The sequence below is a fragment of the Vibrio tasmaniensis genome, assembly GCF_024347635.1.
GTDB lineage: Bacteria > Pseudomonadota > Gammaproteobacteria > Enterobacterales > Vibrionaceae > Vibrio > Vibrio tasmaniensis.
On record NZ_AP025510.1, the window covers coordinates 2,220,826 to 2,239,603 of the forward strand.

Here is an 18,778-nt window from a genome sequence, read left to right on the forward strand (position 1 = left end):
TAACGACAAGCTGTCACGTAACAGTCCGTAATCTCTATTCAGCCTCTAGCAAGGGTTCGAATTCACCTTGTACTCGAGTTTTAATTCCATCACCAGCGTCTCGCAGTAGATTAAATGGCGATATCACCACGCCTTTCACTGCGCCCTCTGCGGCGCCCTGAGCTAACTCTTTACTTTTATCTGCCAGCAAATTCGCTTGTGCCAAAATACCCGGAACTTCCGCTCGTAGCATTTCAGATTCGGCAACAACAGTGAGGATAGTTTGCTGGCGGTAAGATTTACTTTCAGCGAGCATTGGCGGCATGACATCCACACGGTATCGTTTTAATTCAGTCAATGTGGGCGGGATGACATCGGTTCTTACCTGCCCGACTTCCGTTCGGACATTTTTCACTTCATCCAAAATAGCGGGAATTTTGCCATCCACTGACGAAACGGTTTGATTCACTTTTTCGACGGTCTTTCTGACGTCTTCAACGGTATCTAGCACCTGAGGAGCAAGCTCATTAACATGTTCAGCAAACGCTAACAACTCTTCTACTTTAAGTCCTTTGGTGAGACCGGATAAATCTTCGATCACCTGCGGATACGTATCAACGATTTCACCGACTTTATTGGTAAACGAATAGATGGTGTAGCCTAAGTAAAAAATAGCGACGGCCAGCACCAATTGGATAGCAGTAGATACTTTTGCAAACATGAATAATCCTTTTCGTTATCGCAGAGGCGAGCTCTAAACTGAGAAGATAGTTAAACTGAAACGATAGTTAACGTTGAACCAGGTGTAGCTTAAAGGGGCAATGCCGTTGTGTACTTCAATGGCTCCATCGCAAACGTCGAGGTCACATTAGAGATACCATCAATGCTATTCACCAAGCGCTTGTAGAAGTCATCAAAGCACTTCATGTCTTTCACCTGAACCTTCATCATATAATCATATTCGCCCGCCATGCGATAGAACTCCATCACTTCTGGAAATTCCGATACGGTGTTTACAAAACGACCATACCACTCATGAGAATGGTCACTGGTTTTCACCAATACGAACGCGGTAAAAGCAAGTTCGAGCTTTTCAGGATTCAATAACGCCACTCTTTTTTCAATAATGCCGTTCTCTTCAAGACGCTTCAGTCTCTTCCAGCAGGGCGTGGTTGTTAGGTTTACTGCCTCTGAAATATCGTTCAGTGACAACGTGCTGTCTTCTTGTAACAACCTTAATATTTTTTTATCTACGGCATCTATCACACTTTCACCAAGTTGCATTTAAAGAGAATAATTTTCTACAATTTAAGCAAAACAAAGCAAATATGGCAAAGTTTTTCTCTCGGATTCTAGCTAAATTGGAACCATACCAATTACAAAGAATTCCTACTCTCGATCAGGAGAACGCTTATGTGCACTGACCATCAATGGATTAACAACGCGATTCGTAAAATTGAAGCGGACTACCAACGCTCAGCGGATACGCACCTTATCAAGCTCGAACTGCCAAGTATCGAAGGCATTGATGTTTACCTTAAAGATGAAAGCACACACCCTACCGGCTCTTTGAAACACCGTTTAGCGCGTTCTCTATTCTTATACGCTATCTGTAACGGTTGGGTTGGCCCAGAAACGACGATCATTGAGTCTTCATCAGGCAGCACTGCCGTGTCTGAAGCGTACTTTGCTCGCCTACTTGGCCTGCCGTTTATTGCAGTCATGCCAAAATGCACAGCGAAGAAAAAAATTGAGCAGATTGAATTCTACGGCGGCCAAGCGCATCTTGTTGACCGCTCAGATGAAATTTACGATGAGTCTCGTCGTTTAGCAGAAGAGCTGAATGGTCACTACATGGACCAATTTACTTACGCTGAGCGCGCAACCGACTGGCGTGGTAATAACAACATCGCGAACTCGATTTTCAATCAAATGCAGAAGGAAGATCACTCAATTCCAACTTGGGTAGTTATGAGCCCAGGTACTGGCGGTACGTCTGCGACTATTGGCCGTTTCATTCGCTACCAACAGCATGAAACTAAGCTTTGTGTTGTGGATCCTGAGAACTCTGTATTCCACGAATATTTCCAAACTGGCAATGCGAACGTGAAAGGCAATACATTCAGCAAAATTGAAGGCATTGGTCGCCCACGAGCAGAACCAAGCTTCATTTCTGGTGTGGTTGACGAAATGCGTAAAATTCCAGATGCAGCAAGTATCGCAACGACGCATTGGTTATCTGACATTCTTGGTCGCAAGGTCGGCGCATCAACCGGTACTAACATGTACGGTGTGCTTCAACTGGCAAGCGAGATGAAAGCACGCGGTGAGACAGGTTCTATTGTGACTTTGCTATGTGACAGCGGTGAGCGTTACCTAGATACTTACTTCAATGACGAGTGGGTTAATCTAAACATCGGCGACCTACAACCTTATGCTGCGAAGCTTGAAGCTTTCTCACAAACAGGTGAGTTGGCTTAAGTTCGAAGTTAGCATTCAAAGCTAAGACAATGTACAAAATTAAAAAAGAGCCCTGATGGGCTCTTTTGCTATATGCAGTTTATTCTAAGTGCTGTTTGACTATACGTCGTTACAGCTAATACGACAAATTACTCTGGCTTCTGCTTCGCTTCAAATGCAGCTAGTTGTTCAGGCGTCGCTTTTGGTTGGTGATTTTGTTTCCACTCATCGTAAGTCATACCGTACACGCGCTCACGAGCATCATCGATATCCAAGTCTAAACCTTGTTGCTCAGCTTCTGCTTTGTACCACTTACTGAAACAGTTGCGGCAGAAGCCAGCCAAGATCATCAGGTCGATGTTTTGGACATCTTTGTTGTTGTCTAGGTGTGCTAACAGGCGACGAAAGGTTGCTGCATCCAGCTTGTCTTGTTCTTCTTGAGAAAGATTTTTGTATTTAAATTCAGCCATTATAGTTTCCCTTATATTGATTATTAATACAGCCAGGATTAGTTAAGTGCTGTTATAGCAAAAAAAACCTAACACTTAAATTTTTGTTTAAATTCGTACTAATAGAAAAAGGCTTAGCGCAATGGCTAAGCCTTTCTACTATTCAATCACTTCTAGTTAATCGCCTTAGCTTGAAATGACTAGTCTACTCATCAATCCATTTACTATTTATGGCTTAAAGTTTCTGAAGATTTAATATTGAAAAATATTGCGTACAACACTGGTACAATGACTAGAGTGAGTAGTGTTGCAAACGTCAAACCGAAGACTAAAACCACAGACATCGATTGGAAAAACGCATCAAAGAATAAAGGAATAACCCCTAATACCGTCGTTAAAGCACCCATCATTACTGGCCTTACACGACTTGCCGCTGCATCAATAACAGCATCATGCCTTGGTTTTCCTTCACTTATTTCTAAGTCGGTTTGGTCAACCAAAACAATGGCATTCTTAATCAACAAACCAGATAGAGATAGTAATCCTAAGATAGCCATGAACTCCATTGGTGTACCCGTGACCAATAAGCCAGCAGAAACCCCAATCAAGGCTAATGGTACGACTAACCAAATCACAACCGGTTGTCTTACGCTTCCGAACAACACAAACACTGTGATAACCATTGCCACTAAACCTAATGGAATGGTTGAAGCTAGGTTTTCATTCGATTCTTTTGAGTCTCCATACTCACCTCCCCACTCCAGTGTGTAGCCGTCCGGTAATTCAATCGCTTCAATTTGAGGGCGAATACGGCTAAATAGATCCGTTGTCAATTCTCCAGGGACGGGATCCGCTTGCGCTTTTATTTCCCACTGACGGTCAACACGTTTTACTAAGCCATCACGCCAAACCGTTCGGTAGCCATCTGTCACTTGACCAATAGGAACGCTTGACCCCGTAACTGAACTGATTACTTGAACATTATTAATATCACTCACACCATTACTTTCAGACTGAGGAGAGCGAGCAATAATAGGAATAAGCTCATCTCGTTCTCTGTACGAACCAATATTAGTGCCTGAGAATTTAGTCTGTAATGCCGATGCTAAGTCTTCTCTAGAAATCCCTACGCGTTGTGCTGCTTGAACGGAATAGATAGGCTCAATCACACTGATTGGTTGCCTCCAATCGTCTTTGATTGATAAGGCTTTACCATCTTCGGCCATAATGGCTTTAGCCTTCGCTGCCAGTTCTCGTAGAACCTGAGTATCAGGACCACTAAACTTAGCTTCAATGCTAGAACCTCCACCAGGGCCAAGAACAAACTTCCACACTTTGCCTTGAGCATCAGGGAACGACATATCAATGTAACTTTGGATTTCGGTAATTAACCCGTTAATGACTTTGTCATCTTGCGTTTTGATCAGCAATTGACCGTATGCCGAATTTTGAGAAACAGGCGCATACACCAGCATAAAGCGTGGTACACCACCACCAACTGAAGCTTGTATATCCACCACGCCGTCTAAAGATTGAACATGCTCATTAAGCTTTTCAATGTCTTTTTTAGTCACCGTTATATCAGTACCTTGAGGTAACCAATAATCAACAACAAACATAGGCGTTGTTGATGCAGGGAAGAAACCAGGTTTAACAAACTGGAAACCCCAAACAGAAACGAAGAACAAAGCAACCACACCACCAACAACGACAAAGCGCTGTTTGAGCGTTACATAAAGCAGTTTCTTGTATGACAAGGTAAAACGGCTTTCTTTGACTTGTTTATCAACCTCGCTTTCAGCTTCTTTAAATAACCAGAAACAGAATAAAGGCGTTAATGTGATTGCAAATAACCAGCTATACATCAATGAAATCAAGATAACCCAAAATAAGTGTCCGGTATATTCAGCCGTCGACCCCGGAGCCAACCCAATAGGTGCAAAAGCAATAATTCCAACTAACGTACCGCCTAATAACGGCCAAACTGAGCGTCTGACTATTTGCTTGGCTATATCCAGCTTCTTAGCACCATTTTTTACGCCAACTAATATCCCTTCCGTTACTACAATGGCATTGTCTACCATCATTCCTAACGCAATAATAAGCGCACCTAAAGAAATACGGTGCATTGGAATATCCACAAAGCTCATCGTCGCTAAAGTAGCAAAGATAGTTAGAAGCAAGATAGAACCAATAACCAACGCTGACTTAAGCCCCATAAATAGCAGCAAAGTCACAATCACGATAACCAAAGCTGCAATCACGTTCACCACAAAATTTTCAACGGATGAATCAACTATATTGCCTTGGTGATAAAATTCGTGAAGCTCAATGCCAAGTGGGCGTAAGTTTTTCGTTTCAGCGATTTTTGCGTCAACGTCACTACCAATCTTAACTATATTACTTCCAAGAATGCCCGAGATACCTACTGCGATAGCAGGCTCACCATTGTATAAGAAAGCTTTCTCAACAGGTTCTTGGTAACCGCGCCATACTTTCGCGATATCTTTTAAGTGAATCAACTTACCATTAGAATCGACAGTAATAAGCAAATTTTGAATCGATTCAACCGAGTCAATGGCACTCGTTGGATCAATAACAACGCGTTTATTCCCTACTTTTACATTGCCTGATGAAACGACTGCATTTTGTTGAGAGAGCAAGCCAACAATATTAGATATCGACAAGCCTAAACGCTTTGCGTCTTGAGTGGAGATCTCCACATAAATTGCTTCTTTCTTTAGTCCATCTAAAGTTACGCGAGCCACACCATCCACTTGAAGTAACGAGCTTTGTAATGTTTTTGCGTACGTTTTCAACTCTGAATTCGAATACCCGTCACCCGTTATAAAATAGAGTAGACCAAAAACATCACCAAAATCATCGGCAACGTAAGGCGTGCCAGATCCAGGAGGTAATGATGCTGATGCATCTCTTACTTTGTTGCGTAACTTATTCCACACTAACTGTAAGTCGGCGCGGGTTTTGGAAGCGTCGTATCGAACTTCTACGTTAATTTCAGATTTTCCATAGGTAGAAACCGAGTCGATGGTTTTTACCTCAGCTAACTGTTGAATCGCTTTCTCTAAAGGTTCGGTGATTTCTAATGCAACTTCGTGAGGATTTGCACCAGGGTAGCCCGTAACAATAACAGCCTGCCTAATAGTAAATTCTGGGTCCTCAAACCTTGCCATGTTTTGGTACGCTTGCCACCCACCAACAATCGTAAGCAAAATCACGATAACACTTAGTACCGTATTTTTTATTGTAAACTCAGCAATATTCATTCGTACCTCCTTGCTTACTTTTTATTGGTATAAGACGAAATTATTGATATAAAAAGAAAAAATAAGTTTATTTCCATTCTCTTACTTCCATCCCTTCATGTAAGTAAGCCGCACCAGCGCTTACTACCACTTCACCTTTTTGTAAGCCAGAGGTCACAGTTAAAGTTTCTCCCACTTCATCTGCGACTTCTATTTTGCGTTTAGATACCGTCATAGTGTCTTGCGTGACTACCCATACATAAACACCTTCGCCTTCACGAATAATCGCACTAGTTGGAACAACAATATTATTGGCCGATGGATTCGCGGATGTTCTCATTTCAATGGTCGCATTCATTCCTGGCAACACTAAAATATTCTTAGGAGCCGAAAATTCAAATGTCACGGCGTAAGTTTGAGTTGCTGAATCCGCTAGCAATGTCGCCTCTTGATAATTCGCTGGAATGCTCAAACCCGGTGCGGTATCAAGAGTGATAAATGTTTCAGTTGTTTTTTGTTGATCTTCATTTTGATAAACCTTGGCTAGATAGTTAGCTGGAATATCAATAGACGCTTCTAACGTGTCACCACCAATAAACTTTACGATGGTTTGAGCACCAGATACGGCTTGACCATTTACCACCATTTTTTTCGCAATTACACCGTTAAAAGGAGCCTTAAGTACCGAATCGCTGATCGCTTGTTTTGCACTATCTAATTGTGAGCGCATAACATCGCGTTCCGTTAAGCGTTCCTGTAATACGCTTTTAGAAACAGCATTATTCTTTGATAACTTTAGAGCTCGTTGGTATTCAATCTCCGCACTTTTATATTGTGCTTGTACTTTACGTAAAATATTTTTTAAATCTCTCTGATCTAAAGTTGCAATAACATCCCCTTCTTTCACCAATTGAGCATTTTTCACAGGTAATGACATTATCTTACCACCTGATATAAAGCTTAATTCGACGAGGCGGTTGTCATTGATAATTGCAGGAAATTTAGCAACGTTAACGGATTCATCAACAGTAATTGATATTAACTTAACAGGACGAATCCCCTGTTCTTCTTTTTGAATATCTTGGTCACTACAACCGGATAAACCTGCCACTGCAGCTAGAGCAACCAGAAAAGCAAAATTTAATTTCTGAAACATAAAACATCCTCTGTTCAAACAAGATAGATACGCGAGCCATTGACCATTAAATAATAAGAGAGCATCACGTTCATCCGCATAGCTCATTGAATTAAATGGCATTACAGGCGGATTGTACTGTTTAATGAGGGGGTGTACCACACAGATATAGGTATAAGTGATAACTATCGTGCAATTGTAATTCAGAGAATAAAGCAGTAGGAGAGATATATAGAAGATTATTCAAGAAATATGGTTGGCAAAATGAAGTGGCAAGTTCAGCGTTTATTATTAAGCGAACCTGACACTCCATTTATTATTTCATTGGTTAACCGTGACTGCTTCTTCCCACGTTATCATGGCTGAGTTCTTTATTCAGCTCCGCCTCTACGTGACCCGGAGAGCGTGTTGAGCCGGAAATCAGTCGGTACATCGCAGGGATTACAAACAGAGTTACCAGTGTCGCGAAGCCCATACCGAAGAAGATAACCGTACCTACTGCCACTCGGCTTTCATAACCTGCGCCCGTTGAGGTAATCAATGGGATGGCACCGGCTAATGTGGTGAACGCCGTCATCAAGATTGGACGTAGACGTCGTGCTGAAGCATCAATGATCGCCTTTTCAAACTCAATACCACGGTCTCGAAGTTGGTTGGCAAATTCGACGATCAAGATACCATTTTTGGTCACCATACCGATCAACATGATCATACCGATCTGGCTGTAAACGTTGAGCCCTTGACTCATCAGCACCAAGCCCAAGAAGCCACCAAAGATACCCATAGGTACGGTGAACATCACCACCAGCGGGTTGATGAAGCTTTCAAATTGCGCAGCCAATACCAAGTACGCCACCAACATCGCTAGCGCGAACACCACGAGGATGCTCGATTGGTTCTCTTTGAAGTCTTTTGACTCGCCAGAGTAGCTCACTGAAATATCACCGGGTAGCTGTTCAATCGCTTGTTCATCAAGGAAATCCAAAGCATCGCCCAACGTGTAGCCTTCCATTAAGTTCGCTTTAATGGTCACCGATTTCTGCTTATTGTAGTGCGACAAACGAATCGATGAAGCGACTTCTTCAATGTGCGTCAGCGTATCAAGCGTTACTAGCTCGCCAGACTGAGTTCGCATGTAGATTTGGCTTAAGTCATTGGCATTGTTAAAGCTGTTCTCATCACCACGCAGGTAAACATCGTACTCTTCACCACGTTCAACGAATGTCGTTTCACTCTTACCGCCCAGCATGATTTCTAAGGTATCTGAAATATCCGAAACACTCACACCTAGTTCAGCTGCACGTTGCTTATCTACGGTTACCAATAGCTCTGGTGTTTTCTCAGAGTAATCGATGTCCGCACCTTCCATCATTGGAGAGTCTTCAGCAGCTTGCTTTAAGAGTTCGCCCCATTTCTGAAGCTCAGAGTAATCAGAGCCACCCAGTACAAATTGCACAGGCTCACTTGAACCACCACGGAAGCCTGGCATGAACGGGAATACACGCACATCAGGAATACCCGCTAAAGACTTACGTACCTCGCCCAAGGCTTGTTGTGCGGTTTCTGCACGTTCGTCCCAGTCTTCCAGGATCATGATAACGAAGCCCGTTTGGTCGCCCGCATTACCACCAAACGCTGGTGATTGAATGCTGAATGACTTTAAGAACCCTTGACCAAGCAGCGGCATTAGGCGTTCTTCAACGATGTCCATGTTGGCAGACATACGGTTGTAACTGGTTGCATCGGCACCACGAACAAACGCAAAGATAACACCACGGTCTTCTTGTGGCGTCAGTTGCGAAGGCACTTGTTGCATCAAACCATAACTACCGCCCATACAAGAAATAATGATGATTGGAGCTGCCCAACGCCAGTTTAGAGCACGGCGCAATACCGATTTGTACCCACCTTCTAACTTACCAAACACACGTTCAACAAATTGATTGAAGCGATTAGGTTTCACGTTCGCTTTTAGGATTTTACTGCCCAAAACCGGCGTCAAGGTTAATGCTATGACAGATGAAAAGATCACCGACATCGCCAATAGCACTGAGAACTCAGTAAACAGAAGGCCTACCATACCGTCCATAAACGAGATGGGTAGGAACACCATTACCAATACTAGCGTGGTCGCGATTACTGCAAAGCCTACTTCACGTGTCCCTTTATAAGCCGCAAGCAATGGTGATTCACCACGTTCAATATGGTGGAAAATATTCTCAACCACTACGATGGCGTCATCGACCACCAAACCGATAGACAGGATAAGTGCCATCAAGGTGATGAGATTGATAGAGAAGCCAAAGTAGTACGCCGCAATAAACGACGAGATTAGCGATACAGGAACGGTCACGGCTGGAATTAGCGTTGCACGAGCTTGGCCAATGAAGACGTAAAGCACGAGGATAACCAAACCACCCGTAATAAAGAGTGTGCTATAAACCTCTGAGATCGAACGGTCGATAAAGACCGTTGAATCATAATCAACAGCCAAGCGAGTTCCGTCAGGCAAGAACTTTTGAATCGCTTCAACTTCTTTGTGAACTAAGTCGGCTACTTCAAGTGGGTTTGCATCTGACTGAGGCACAATACCCATACTGACGTTAACCACGCCGTCACTTTTAAAGGTCGAATTCTCGTTTTCTGCACCAATGTAAACATCCGCAACGTCTTTTAAGTAGATAGGCGTGTTATCAGAAGCACGTTTTACTGCTAGGTATTCGAAATCTTTCGCTTCAGTGTAAGAGCGAGCGGTACGAACTGACATCACGATCGCATCGTTACGCACTTCGCCACCTGGGCTTTCAATGTTCTCATTTTTTAACGCAGACGTGATGTCCGAGGTAGTAACACCGCGACCCGCCATCTGTGCAGGTTTCAGCTTCACGTACATTACTTTGTACAAGCCGCCAGAAATATCCACCGAGCTCACACCAGAAATCAAACTAAAGCGGTCAATCAACACACGTTCGGTGTAATCGGTTAACTGCGTTCGGTCCATCTCTGTCGAACTTAAATTGATGTAAACCGACGCTTCACCACTACCGTTGTTCTTATAAACGATAGGGTCATCAGCTTCATCGGGCAATGAACGCTGAGCACGAGCTACCGCATCACGTACATCACTGACACCAGTATTGAGGTCGTAACCAAGTTCAAAGGTAATAGTGATTCGTGACGAGCCGTTTCGTGTCGTGGATTCGATTTCATCGATACCACTGATGCCGGATAACTGGTCTTCAAGATTGGAGGTAATTTGGCTTTCAATGATGGTGGCAGACGCACCCTCATAACGAGTGCTGATCGATACCACCGGGCTTTCGATATCTGGCATCTCACGAACTGCGAGCTTATTGAAAGAGACAATACCAAACACAACCAATAATAGGCTTAATACGACAGCCGCTACTGGTCTCTTTACAGAAACATCAGATAACAACATTAGTTAGCGCCTTCTTGTGTTGCTGTATTTTTATCGAGATTAGCTTTGTTGCCATCAAAATTAGCTGTATCGCCGTCAAGTTTAGCTGGGCGATTTACGGCAAGCTCTTGCACCAAAACACCGTCGCGCATGTTCACAATACCTTGCACCACGATCTTCTGCCCAATCTCGATGCCTTTTTCGATCACGACTTCGTTCTCAAGACGAGCCCCGAGAAAAACTTCGGTACGAGTCGCTTTGTTATCTTCGCCAATAACGTAAACGAAACGCTTAGTACCCGAGTATTCGAGTGCTTGAACTGGAATAATAGGCGCTTCTACTGGTGGAAAATCCATATCAGCCGCCACTAACATGCCCGGCTTTAGGTAATCATTATTGTTATCGAAGTGGATTCGAACTCGAAGGTTCAAAGTTTCAGCGTTAATACGAGAATCAATCCCCACCACAGTACCAGTGAACTGAGTATCGCCCCACGCACTGGTGCGAGCCGTTACTGCCATGCCTTTAGATAGCTTAGAAAGGTAGCGCTCAGGAATTTGAAGATCTAACTGCATCACAGACAAGTCATCTAACGTCACGAGCTCAGTACCCGATGTCACCATTTTGCCGCGGCTAAAGTCGATAAAACCGACCGTACCAGAGAAAGGCGCACTGATATGAAGATCTTTTAGATTGGCGTTTGCGGCAGCCAAGCGAGCATTAGCAATGTCAACATTGGTCTTCTGCGCATCAATTTCAGTTTGCGTAATCGCGTTACGTTTCACTAGGCGTTGAAATTCCGCTAACTTACGTTGTTCGTCTTTTAGATACGCTTGAGCCTCTGCAACCGCCGCTTTTGCTTTGTCATCGTCGAGTTGAACCAACATCTGCCCTTTAGTGACATCTTGATTGGCTTTGATGTTAATAGAGTTCACTCTGCCAGCCACTTCAGAAGTGATCATTACAGATTGCTCGGCTTCTAACTTACCGACCAAAGAAAGAGATTGACTAACTTGGTGAATATCAACCTGCTCAGTAACAACAGTGACAGTGCTAGGGCCCATACGTTTAGCAAGTACGGCTGGAGACGCCATAAGAATAGACAAGCTAAGTAGGGTTAAAACAGATTTATGCTTCATAGTAATGGTCTGCAAGTAAGATTTAGTGGCTATAAATGAAATTAACCGTATTCTATCAATTGATGAATGCTGTAACGTCAAGAAGTGTAAATCTAAGTTAAATTCCATTGACGTTTCATGGCGAATTACACAAACTAAACACGATACAGAAAGCTAATTACCTCAAGGTGTTACCTATCAGTACGCAAACCTTAGTACAGATGTTCACTTCACGAGCAATATGCGTACTTTTCGCCATCTTTGCCCAAAAAGGCAGCATTTAACACAAAACCATAAGAAAAACCCTTTACAGGTTTAACGTGTTTGCTATGATGCGCTCCGCACTTGAGAGATGCGTTGGGAAAAACATCTCTTTAGCCTATCCATTATGAGTTAGGAAAAAACACCCTGGAGGGGTTCCCGAGTGGCCAAAGGGAGCAGACTGTAAATCTGCCGGCTCCGCCTTCGATGGTTCGAATCCGTCTCCCTCCACCATATTCTTCTTACCTCTTTCGAGAGTTAAGAGAACAACCTGATTGATGGGCTTATGGGAAAACATCAATTTAGGCTTACTTTGTGAAGAGTAAGACACACCCTGGAGGGGTTCCCGAGTGGCCAAAGGGAGCAGACTGTAAATCTGCCGGCACTGCCTTCGATGGTTCGAATCCGTCTCCCTCCACCATATTCTTCTTACCTCTTTTAAGAGTTAAGAGAACAACCTAGTTGATGGGCTTATGGGAAAACATCAATTTAGGCTTACTTTGTGAAGAGTAAGACACACCCTGGAGGGGTTCCCGAGTGGCCAAAGGGAGCAGACTGTAAATCTGCCGGCACTGCCTTCGATGGTTCGAATCCGTCTCCCTCCACCATATTCTTCTTACCTCTTTCGAGAGTTAAGAGAACAACCTGATTGATGGGCTTATGGGAAAACATCAATTTAGGCTTACTTTGTGAAAAGTAAGACACACCCTGGAGGGGTTCCCGAGTGGCCAAAGGGAGCAGACTGTAAATCTGCCGGCACTGCCTTCGATGGTTCGAATCCGTCTCCCTCCACCATATTCTTCTTACCTCTTTCGAGAGTTAAGAGAACAACCTAGTTGATGGGCTTATGGGAAAACATCAATTTAGGCTTACTTTGTGAAAAGTAAGACACACCCTGGAGGGGTTCCCGAGTGGCCAAAGGGAGCAGACTGTAAATCTGCCGGCACTGCCTTCGATGGTTCGAATCCGTCTCCCTCCACCATATTCTTCTTACCTCTTTCGAGAGTTAAGAGAACAACCTAGTTGATGGGCTTATGGGAAAACATCAATTTAGGCTTACTTTGTGAAAAGTAAGACACACCCTGGAGGGGTTCCCGAGTGGCCAAAGGGAGCAGACTGTAAATCTGCCGGCACTGCCTTCGATGGTTCGAATCCGTCTCCCTCCACCATATTCTTCTTACCTCTTTCGAGAGTTAAGAGAACAACCTAGTTGATGGGCTTATGGGAAAACATCAATTTAGGCTTACTTTGTGAAAAGTAAGACACACCCTGGAGGGGTTCCCGAGTGGCCAAAGGGAGCAGACTGTAAATCTGCCGGCACTGCCTTCGATGGTTCGAATCCGTCTCCCTCCACCATATTCTTCTTACCTCTTTCGAGAGTTAAGAGAACAACCTAGTTGATGGGCTTATGGGAAAACATCAATTTAGGCTTACTTTGTGAAGAGTAAGACATACCCTGGAGGGGTTCCCGAGTGGCCAAAGGGAGCAGACTGTAAATCTGCCGGCACTGCCTTCGATGGTTCGAATCCGTCTCCCTCCACCATATTCTCCTTAATTGGAAAATCGAAAAGCCAACTCATTGAGTTGGCTTTTTCGTTTCTGAACACGTTATTGATAAGCCCTATCTTATCAATACAGAGGTTGAAAGCTCTTCTGTCTAAGTTCAACACTTCAAACTTCTATACACCTCTTGAAGATCACATCGCGCTCAGTCTCTCCAGACTTCCATGTGGTGTTCACATACCAAGTAATACCAATCCGGAAAATTAACTGATCAGCTCTATCCAATCTCTAGTACACATTTTTGTGACGCGATCTTTGCACTCAAGAAATCCATTCCAAGCGCGACAAACCTTGGAAACAATGTCGTTATAATCAGTGAAATTTTGATTAGCTAGATAATGTTGCCGTAACCAACTCCAAACTTGTTCTATAGGATTGAGCTCTGGCGAGTAGGGTGGAAGCTTGATGGCACTGACATTATCAAATTCTTTCGCAACATCATCGGTATGCCACCCTGCACCATCCATTATCACTACGGCATGACGTCCTTTTTCAGTCGCTTTCGATATCTGCCCTAGGTGATTTGTCATTATGTCTTTGTTAACCCAAGGAACCACTATGGCTTCACCAATTCCTCTTTCAGGGCATACCGAACCAAACAAATAAGCATATTCAAATTGCTGTTGTTTTACGACGCGAGGCCTCGTTCCACGAGTCGCCCAAAGGCGTGTCGTTGTGTTCTGTTGACCAAACCTAGCTTCGTCTTGAAACCAGACATCAACACTCTCTAGCCCAATATGGCCGGGGATCTTAAGGATCGTTTCTATTTGGAATTTTTTTAAAATCGTCTTGGACTTGCTGTGATTGTTTAGGATGTTTGGAGCGAGAAGTTATCCAAGAGAAGCCCATGTGGTCGAGGAGATAATAGATAGAATTAGGGTGGTAGTATTTATCAAAGTTTTTCACGATGTAGTCATGTATATCGCTCCCGACAAGGCGCCCGCCTGAAGGGGACTCAGCTTCTTTCTTAATGAACGCGCTGAGTTGTTTTCGTTGTTCTACATTGAGATAGGCTGGTCTGCCTGTGCGAGGTTTCTCTTGAAGCCCTTCCAATCCTTCTTCAAGAAATGCTTGGACCCATTTGTTTACACTGGTTCGACTGACTTTAAGGTATTTGGCAATTTGAGTGCGCGAGTGACCTTCTTTGAAGTGGGCAAGTGCTAGCAAGCGAACCTTCATTTGAATGGTTTTTTGTTGGCTTGCTAGCTTTTTAAAATCTGTATTATTAAGGCTATCCATAGCAATTTTCTGTAAGAGTTCGACGGCCTCAATTAGATCATATTTTTACTTTAATTGGTATAAAACCCTTCGCCCCCTCCCCCAAAAAAGCTCAAAGCCAATTTCCCTGCTGCGACTTACAGATACCTATCATTAGACACAAAAAAGCCTCTGCTGATTTCTCAGCAGAGGCTTTCAATTATTTGCCGTTATTCCAAATAACTACATCATATTGATATTTAGTTAAATCCTGGAATTAACCTTGAATACCAACAATTAACCAAGGTGCATTTTGAGTCGTTAGGTCACGCTCTAAGTGCCAGATATCAGTGATATCTTCTTCTATGCCGTCCGCTGTATCACGGTAACGACCGCTAAACTGAAGGCTTAGCTGTGCTTTGCTGCCATCATGGTCTGCACGAACGATTTCAGCATCAACGTACATTACGTCTGTGTGCTGATCACCGTCTAGCTTATTACGCTCAGCTTTTAGGTCTTCAAATAGGCTTGGAGATACGTACTCTTCAATCGTGTTCAGCTCGTTGTGATTCCATGCACCTTGCAGTGTACGGTAGTGCTCACGAGAACCGTTGATGAATGCCGCTTGATCAAAACCTGGTGGGTAGTTATGTGGAACATCGCTTTGCGCACCAAAACCGAAACCGCCAGCAGCGCCTTGTGGTTGAGATTGAGGTTGTGCTTGCTCGAAGTTATGAACATTTGGTTGTTGCTTAGGTTGTTCAAACTTGTTCTGACCCATACCACCGAATGCTGGCTGTTGGCCACGAGCATTCTGCTGGTTCATTGAGCCCTGCTTCGCGCCCAACATTCCGCGTAGGAATTTAAACGCTAGGAAAGCAATCAGACCCATGATCAGAATATCCATAAACTGGATACCTTCAAATGCGCCACCAAAGAATGCAGCTAAAAGACCACCAGCAAGTAAACCACCTAGCAGACCGCCCATAAGGCCTTTCTTGCTAGAGTTAGCTGCTGCTGTTTTCTTGCCAGTTTGATCTTGTCGGTTCGAATTTGTATTTTGTTGTTTTGGTGCTGGAGCCGTTTTAAAGCTTTTGCCAAATGACTTACCACCACCAAACTTTTTCGCTTCCGCGATTGGCGTCACCGCGACTGTTACCAACAGGATCGCGACTAGTGAGAAAAATCGTTTCATTATTATCCTTTATAGGTTTTTTATCTTTCGACACCTTAATCATACTCGTTAACAAAGAACAATGAAATATTCACGACGTTTACACATGTATCATAATATTGCGGCTATTAATTGATTACTAAACTAGCGAAGGGATTGACGGCACTCTGGGGCAGCATTAAAATATTGAACGATGTTCATTTAATAGAAAGTACTCATGGCAAGACGAAACGATCATACTCGCGAACAATTAGTGCAATTAACCTTAAAGACGGTGACCGACTTTTTAGAAGTGCACTCTTATCACGAGTTAAGCTTACGTAAGATTGCCAATATGATTGGTTATGTCCCTAGCACCTTGGTGAATGTATTTGGTAACTACAACCTACTCCTTTTACACGTTGTTGCTCAAACATTAGATGAACTGTCGTCCCAATCAGCTTCTGCGGTTGAACAATCGAGCAACCCTCAACAAGCTCTGTTCAATCTTGCATACTGCTATCACGATTTTGCACAAAAACATCCTTACCGTTGGCAGCTTATCTTTGAGCACAACATGAATGGTGAAAACCTCCCTGAATGGCAGTCGAATCGTATCGATAGAATGACCGGTATGTTAGAGCAATTATTGGTGGCTATTGCTCCTGAACACACAGAAAGCGAAGTCATTAAAGCCAGTCGTGTATTATGGTCTGGAGTACATGGAATTACTCTACTTAGCGTTGATGACAAATTTTTCGCTTCTGAACCTATCGATGGTAAAGAGTTGATCAATAACCTAATCTCAAACTACTTAACCAACTGGTAATCATTCAAGGAAAGACAATGAACAACAGCAGCCAATCTTCGCTGTTAACGCAAAAAAGGTTCCTACCCTACTTTATTACTCAATTTTTAGGCGCCTTTAATGACAACATATTCAAAAATGTGCTGTTACTGTTTGTTGCTTTCGCAAGCGTAGATACGCTGCCTATTTCCAGTAATCTATTCATTAATTTGGCTGCAGGCCTTTTTATTCTTCCCTTCTTTCTATTTTCTGCTTTGGCCGGTGTGCTGGCTGATAAATACGAAAAATCTTGGTTTATCCGAAAAGTTAAGCTCCTTGAAGTGGTGATAATGTCACTAGGCGCGATCGGTTTTATTTACGAAAGCTATGCGATTCTTCTTCTATTACTATTTTTAATGGGAACGCAAAGTGCCTTCTTTGGCCCAGTGAAATACGCACTGCTTCCACAACAGTTAGAAACTAAAGAACTGGTATCCGGCAACGCTTTAGTCGAAACCGGCACATTCTTAGCCATTCTTATTGGTACTCTAGGTGCCGGTATTATTGCATCTGACGAAAGCGCGAAGCTCATTGCTGCGGTATGTATTGTTTCTTTCGCCGTACTTGGCTATGTATCAAGCTGCTTTATTCCACAATCGCCAAGTAACGCACCAGATCTGAAAGTGAAGTGGCAGCCAGTAAAGCTAACACGCGCGACACTGGCGATTGCAAAAAAAGATCGCCCAACGTTTCAAGCACTGATGTCTATCAGCTGGTTCTGGTTCCTCGGCGCTGCTTATCTAACTCAGTTTCCAAACTTCACTAAGCTCCACCTGAACGGCACTGAAAGCTCGGTTGCCTTTTTGTTAGCTCTTTTCTCGGTCGGTATTGCGATAGGTTCTTTGGCTTGCGATAAGTTATCAAATCACAGAATTGAAATCGGCATCGTGCCAATGGGTAGCCTGGGTATGTCCATTTTTGGACTGCTGATGGCGATATCCATCCCAGAGTCTTTGCCTGACTTCAGCACTTTTCATCAGTTTGTAACCTATTCAGATCTGTGGCCTCTATTTGCTTACCTACTATTATTAGGCATTTCTGGAGGTATCTTTATTGTTCCGCTGTACTCTTTGATGCAACTACGCGCTAAGCCTGATGAGCGAGCTCAAGTGATTGCAGGGCTCAATATCTATAACTCATTGTTCATGGTAGGAAGTGCTGTTTTGGGTATTGTTTGCCTGAGTGTTCTCGATCTTTCCATTCCACAGCTATTTGTGTTGCTCGCAATAGGAAACACTTTGGTTATGCTGTACCTGTTTCATCAGGTGCCTATCTACGCTTTTCGTTTCTTTACATGGGTGGTCACTCACACCATGTACCGAGTTAAGCACAAGAACTTACACCACCTTCCTGAGAATGGCGGCGCACTGATCGTTTGCAACCATGTGAGTTATATGGATGCACTGCTTCTGAGTGCGGTTTGCCCTCGCTTGATTCGGTTTGTGATGGAAGAGGATTACGCCAAGCTGCCTCCACTACGTCGATTCTTAAAAAGAGCAGGAGTTATTCCAGTCTCCGCAACCAACCGAAACTCGATTAGAAACGCTTTCAAAGAAGTTGAACGAGCCCTAGATGAAGGGCACATCGTGTGTATTTTCCCTGAAGGCAAGCTAACCGCTGATGGCGAAGTGGCCGAATTCATGCGTGGCATGGAGCTGATTATCAAACGTTCTCCTGTGCCTGTGATTCCAATGGCACTTAAAGGGTTATGGGGCAGCTACTTCAGTCGTTATAAAGGTCAAGCTTTCAAGGGGTTACCGACCCGCTTCCGGGCCAAGTTAGAGATAGAAGCTGGCGAACCAATACTTGCGAAAGAAGCTTCATGCAACACTCTTCGACAGTCAGTCTCTGATCTTCGCGGATCGCTACGCTAGGCAACCCTTTATTCATATCAACTGAACAAACGTTTAGTTTTACTTAACGTTTGTT

The 18,778-nt window shown here is 43.6% G+C and carries 12 protein-coding genes and 8 tRNA genes; 11 read left to right on the top strand and 9 right to left on the bottom strand.

The genetic code is table 11. The annotated features are described in order from the left end of the window. Positions 1-34 precede the first annotated feature (34 nt). Both OCV44_RS10005 and OCV44_RS10010 read right to left on the bottom strand, forming a co-directional pair. Positions 35-700, bottom strand: a complete 666-nt coding sequence (locus OCV44_RS10005; protein WP_139686111.1) for a hypothetical protein — start codon at positions 698-700, stop codon at positions 35-37. A gap of 89 nt (positions 701-789) precedes the next feature. Further along, on the bottom strand, positions 790-1,263 hold the full coding sequence (locus tag OCV44_RS10010; RefSeq protein WP_139686110.1) for an Lrp/AsnC family transcriptional regulator: 474 nt from the start codon (positions 1,261-1,263) through the stop codon (positions 790-792). Between the two features lie 129 nt (positions 1,264-1,392). Here OCV44_RS10010 and OCV44_RS10015 point away from each other — a divergent pair, with 129 nt between their 5' ends. Then, a complete protein-coding gene (locus OCV44_RS10015; protein WP_139686109.1) occupies positions 1,393-2,460 on the top strand; it encodes a PLP-dependent cysteine synthase family protein in 1,068 nt (355 codons plus the stop codon). 128 nt (positions 2,461-2,588) lie between these two features. Here OCV44_RS10015 and OCV44_RS10020 read toward each other — a convergent pair whose 3' ends face one another. The 5 genes from OCV44_RS10020 to OCV44_RS10040 all read right to left on the bottom strand — a co-directional run bounded on the left by OCV44_RS10020 (position 2,589) and on the right by OCV44_RS10040 (position 11,849). Next, complete coding sequence (locus tag OCV44_RS10020) at positions 2,589-2,909, bottom strand: DUF1244 domain-containing protein (protein ID WP_139686108.1); 321 nt, start codon at positions 2,907-2,909, stop codon at positions 2,589-2,591. 203 nt (positions 2,910-3,112) lie between these two features. Further along, a complete protein-coding gene (locus tag OCV44_RS10025) occupies positions 3,113-6,175 on the bottom strand; it encodes an efflux RND transporter permease subunit (RefSeq protein WP_139686107.1) in 3,063 nt (1,020 codons plus the stop codon). A gap of 67 nt (positions 6,176-6,242) precedes the next feature. After that, positions 6,243-7,310: an efflux RND transporter periplasmic adaptor subunit gene (locus OCV44_RS10030; protein ID WP_170213761.1), complete on the bottom strand. Its 1,068-nt coding sequence runs from the start codon at positions 7,308-7,310 to the stop codon at positions 6,243-6,245. A 307-nt stretch (positions 7,311-7,617) separates the two neighbouring features. Then, positions 7,618-10,731 carry a vibriobactin export RND transporter permease subunit VexH gene (gene vexH / locus OCV44_RS10035; RefSeq protein WP_139686105.1) on the bottom strand — a complete coding sequence of 1,038 codons (3,114 nt, stop codon included), beginning with the start codon at positions 10,729-10,731 and terminating at the stop codon, positions 7,618-7,620. Beyond that, positions 10,731-11,849: an efflux RND transporter periplasmic adaptor subunit gene (locus OCV44_RS10040; protein WP_139686104.1), complete on the bottom strand. Its 1,119-nt coding sequence runs from the start codon at positions 11,847-11,849 to the stop codon at positions 10,731-10,733. The genes vexH and OCV44_RS10040 overlap by 1 nt, the downstream gene beginning before the upstream one ends. A 389-nt stretch (positions 11,850-12,238) precedes the next feature. Here OCV44_RS10040 and OCV44_RS10045 point away from each other — a divergent pair. The 8 genes from OCV44_RS10045 (at position 12,239) to OCV44_RS10080 (ending at position 13,632) form a co-directional block, all read left to right on the top strand. Further along, positions 12,239-12,323 (top strand) — tRNA-Tyr (locus OCV44_RS10045). Positions 12,324-12,425: 102 nt separating this feature from the next. Next, a tRNA-Tyr gene (locus OCV44_RS10050) sits at positions 12,426-12,510 on the top strand. A gap of 102 nt (positions 12,511-12,612) precedes the next feature. Beyond that, positions 12,613-12,697 (top strand) — tRNA-Tyr (locus OCV44_RS10055). Between the two features lie 102 nt (positions 12,698-12,799). Next, positions 12,800-12,884, top strand: a tRNA-Tyr gene (locus OCV44_RS10060). A 102-nt stretch (positions 12,885-12,986) separates the two neighbouring features. Further along, a tRNA-Tyr gene (locus OCV44_RS10065) sits at positions 12,987-13,071 on the top strand. Positions 13,072-13,173: 102 nt separating this feature from the next. Next, positions 13,174-13,258, top strand: a tRNA-Tyr gene (locus OCV44_RS10070). 102 nt (positions 13,259-13,360) lie between these two features. Further along, positions 13,361-13,445 (top strand) — tRNA-Tyr (locus OCV44_RS10075). 102 nt (positions 13,446-13,547) lie between these two features. Beyond that, positions 13,548-13,632, top strand: a tRNA-Tyr gene (locus tag OCV44_RS10080). Positions 13,633-13,855: 223 nt separating this feature from the next. On the opposite strand, the gene OCV44_RS10085 is transcribed toward OCV44_RS10080, so the two are convergent. Both OCV44_RS10085 and OCV44_RS10090 read right to left on the bottom strand, forming a co-directional pair. Further along, positions 13,856-14,891, bottom strand: a protein-coding gene (locus tag OCV44_RS10085) for an IS630 family transposase (protein ID WP_261900923.1) whose coding sequence is annotated in 2 segments (ribosomal slippage) — positions 13,856-14,431 and positions 14,433-14,891 — 1,035 coding nt in all. Because the reading frame shifts where the segments join, the coding sequence is not laid out codon by codon here. Between the two features lie 235 nt (positions 14,892-15,126). After that, the gene (locus tag OCV44_RS10090) at positions 15,127-16,044 is read right to left on the bottom strand and encodes a Tim44 domain-containing protein (protein WP_139685523.1); all 918 of its coding nucleotides are present in this window, start codon (positions 16,042-16,044) and stop codon (positions 15,127-15,129) included. Positions 16,045-16,240: 196 nt separating this feature from the next. Between OCV44_RS10090 and OCV44_RS10095 the strand changes: the two genes are divergently transcribed. Together OCV44_RS10095 and OCV44_RS10100 are read left to right on the top strand one after the other, a co-directional pair. Beyond that, entirely contained in the window at positions 16,241-16,831 is a 591-nt protein-coding gene (locus OCV44_RS10095) for a TetR/AcrR family transcriptional regulator (RefSeq protein ID WP_139685522.1), read from the top strand. Positions 16,832-16,848: 17 nt separating this feature from the next. Further along, positions 16,849-18,723 carry an MFS transporter gene (locus OCV44_RS10100; protein ID WP_139685521.1) on the top strand — a complete coding sequence of 625 codons (1,875 nt, stop codon included), beginning with the start codon at positions 16,849-16,851 and terminating at the stop codon, positions 18,721-18,723. Positions 18,724-18,778: the final 55 nt, after the last annotated feature.

Bases quoted from the DNA above. Each gene is read 5' to 3' on its own strand.
- OCV44_RS10090 (WP_139685523.1), bottom strand. From the start codon at position 16,044: ATGAAACGATTTTTCTCACTAGTCGCGATCCTGTTGGTAACAGTCGCG.
- OCV44_RS10100 (WP_139685521.1), top strand. From the start codon at position 16,849: ATGAACAACAGCAGCCAATCTTCGCTGTTAACGCAAAAAAGGTTCCTA.
- OCV44_RS10030 (WP_170213761.1), bottom strand. From the start codon at position 7,310: ATGTTTCAGAAATTAAATTTTGCTTTTCTGGTTGCTCTAGCTGCAGTG.
- OCV44_RS10005 (WP_139686111.1), bottom strand. From the start codon at position 700: ATGTTTGCAAAAGTATCTACTGCTATCCAATTGGTGCTGGCCGTCGCT.
- OCV44_RS10095 (WP_139685522.1), top strand. From the start codon at position 16,241: ATGGCAAGACGAAACGATCATACTCGCGAACAATTAGTGCAATTAACC.
- OCV44_RS10040 (WP_139686104.1), bottom strand. From the start codon at position 11,849: ATGAAGCATAAATCTGTTTTAACCCTACTTAGCTTGTCTATTCTTATG.
- OCV44_RS10020 (WP_139686108.1), bottom strand. From the start codon at position 2,909: ATGGCTGAATTTAAATACAAAAATCTTTCTCAAGAAGAACAAGACAAG.
- OCV44_RS10025 (WP_139686107.1), bottom strand. From the start codon at position 6,175: ATGAATATTGCTGAGTTTACAATAAAAAATACGGTACTAAGTGTTATC.
- OCV44_RS10015 (WP_139686109.1), top strand. From the start codon at position 1,393: ATGTGCACTGACCATCAATGGATTAACAACGCGATTCGTAAAATTGAA.
- vexH (WP_139686105.1), bottom strand. From the start codon at position 10,731: ATGTTGTTATCTGATGTTTCTGTAAAGAGACCAGTAGCGGCTGTCGTA.
- OCV44_RS10010 (WP_139686110.1), bottom strand. From the start codon at position 1,263: ATGCAACTTGGTGAAAGTGTGATAGATGCCGTAGATAAAAAAATATTA.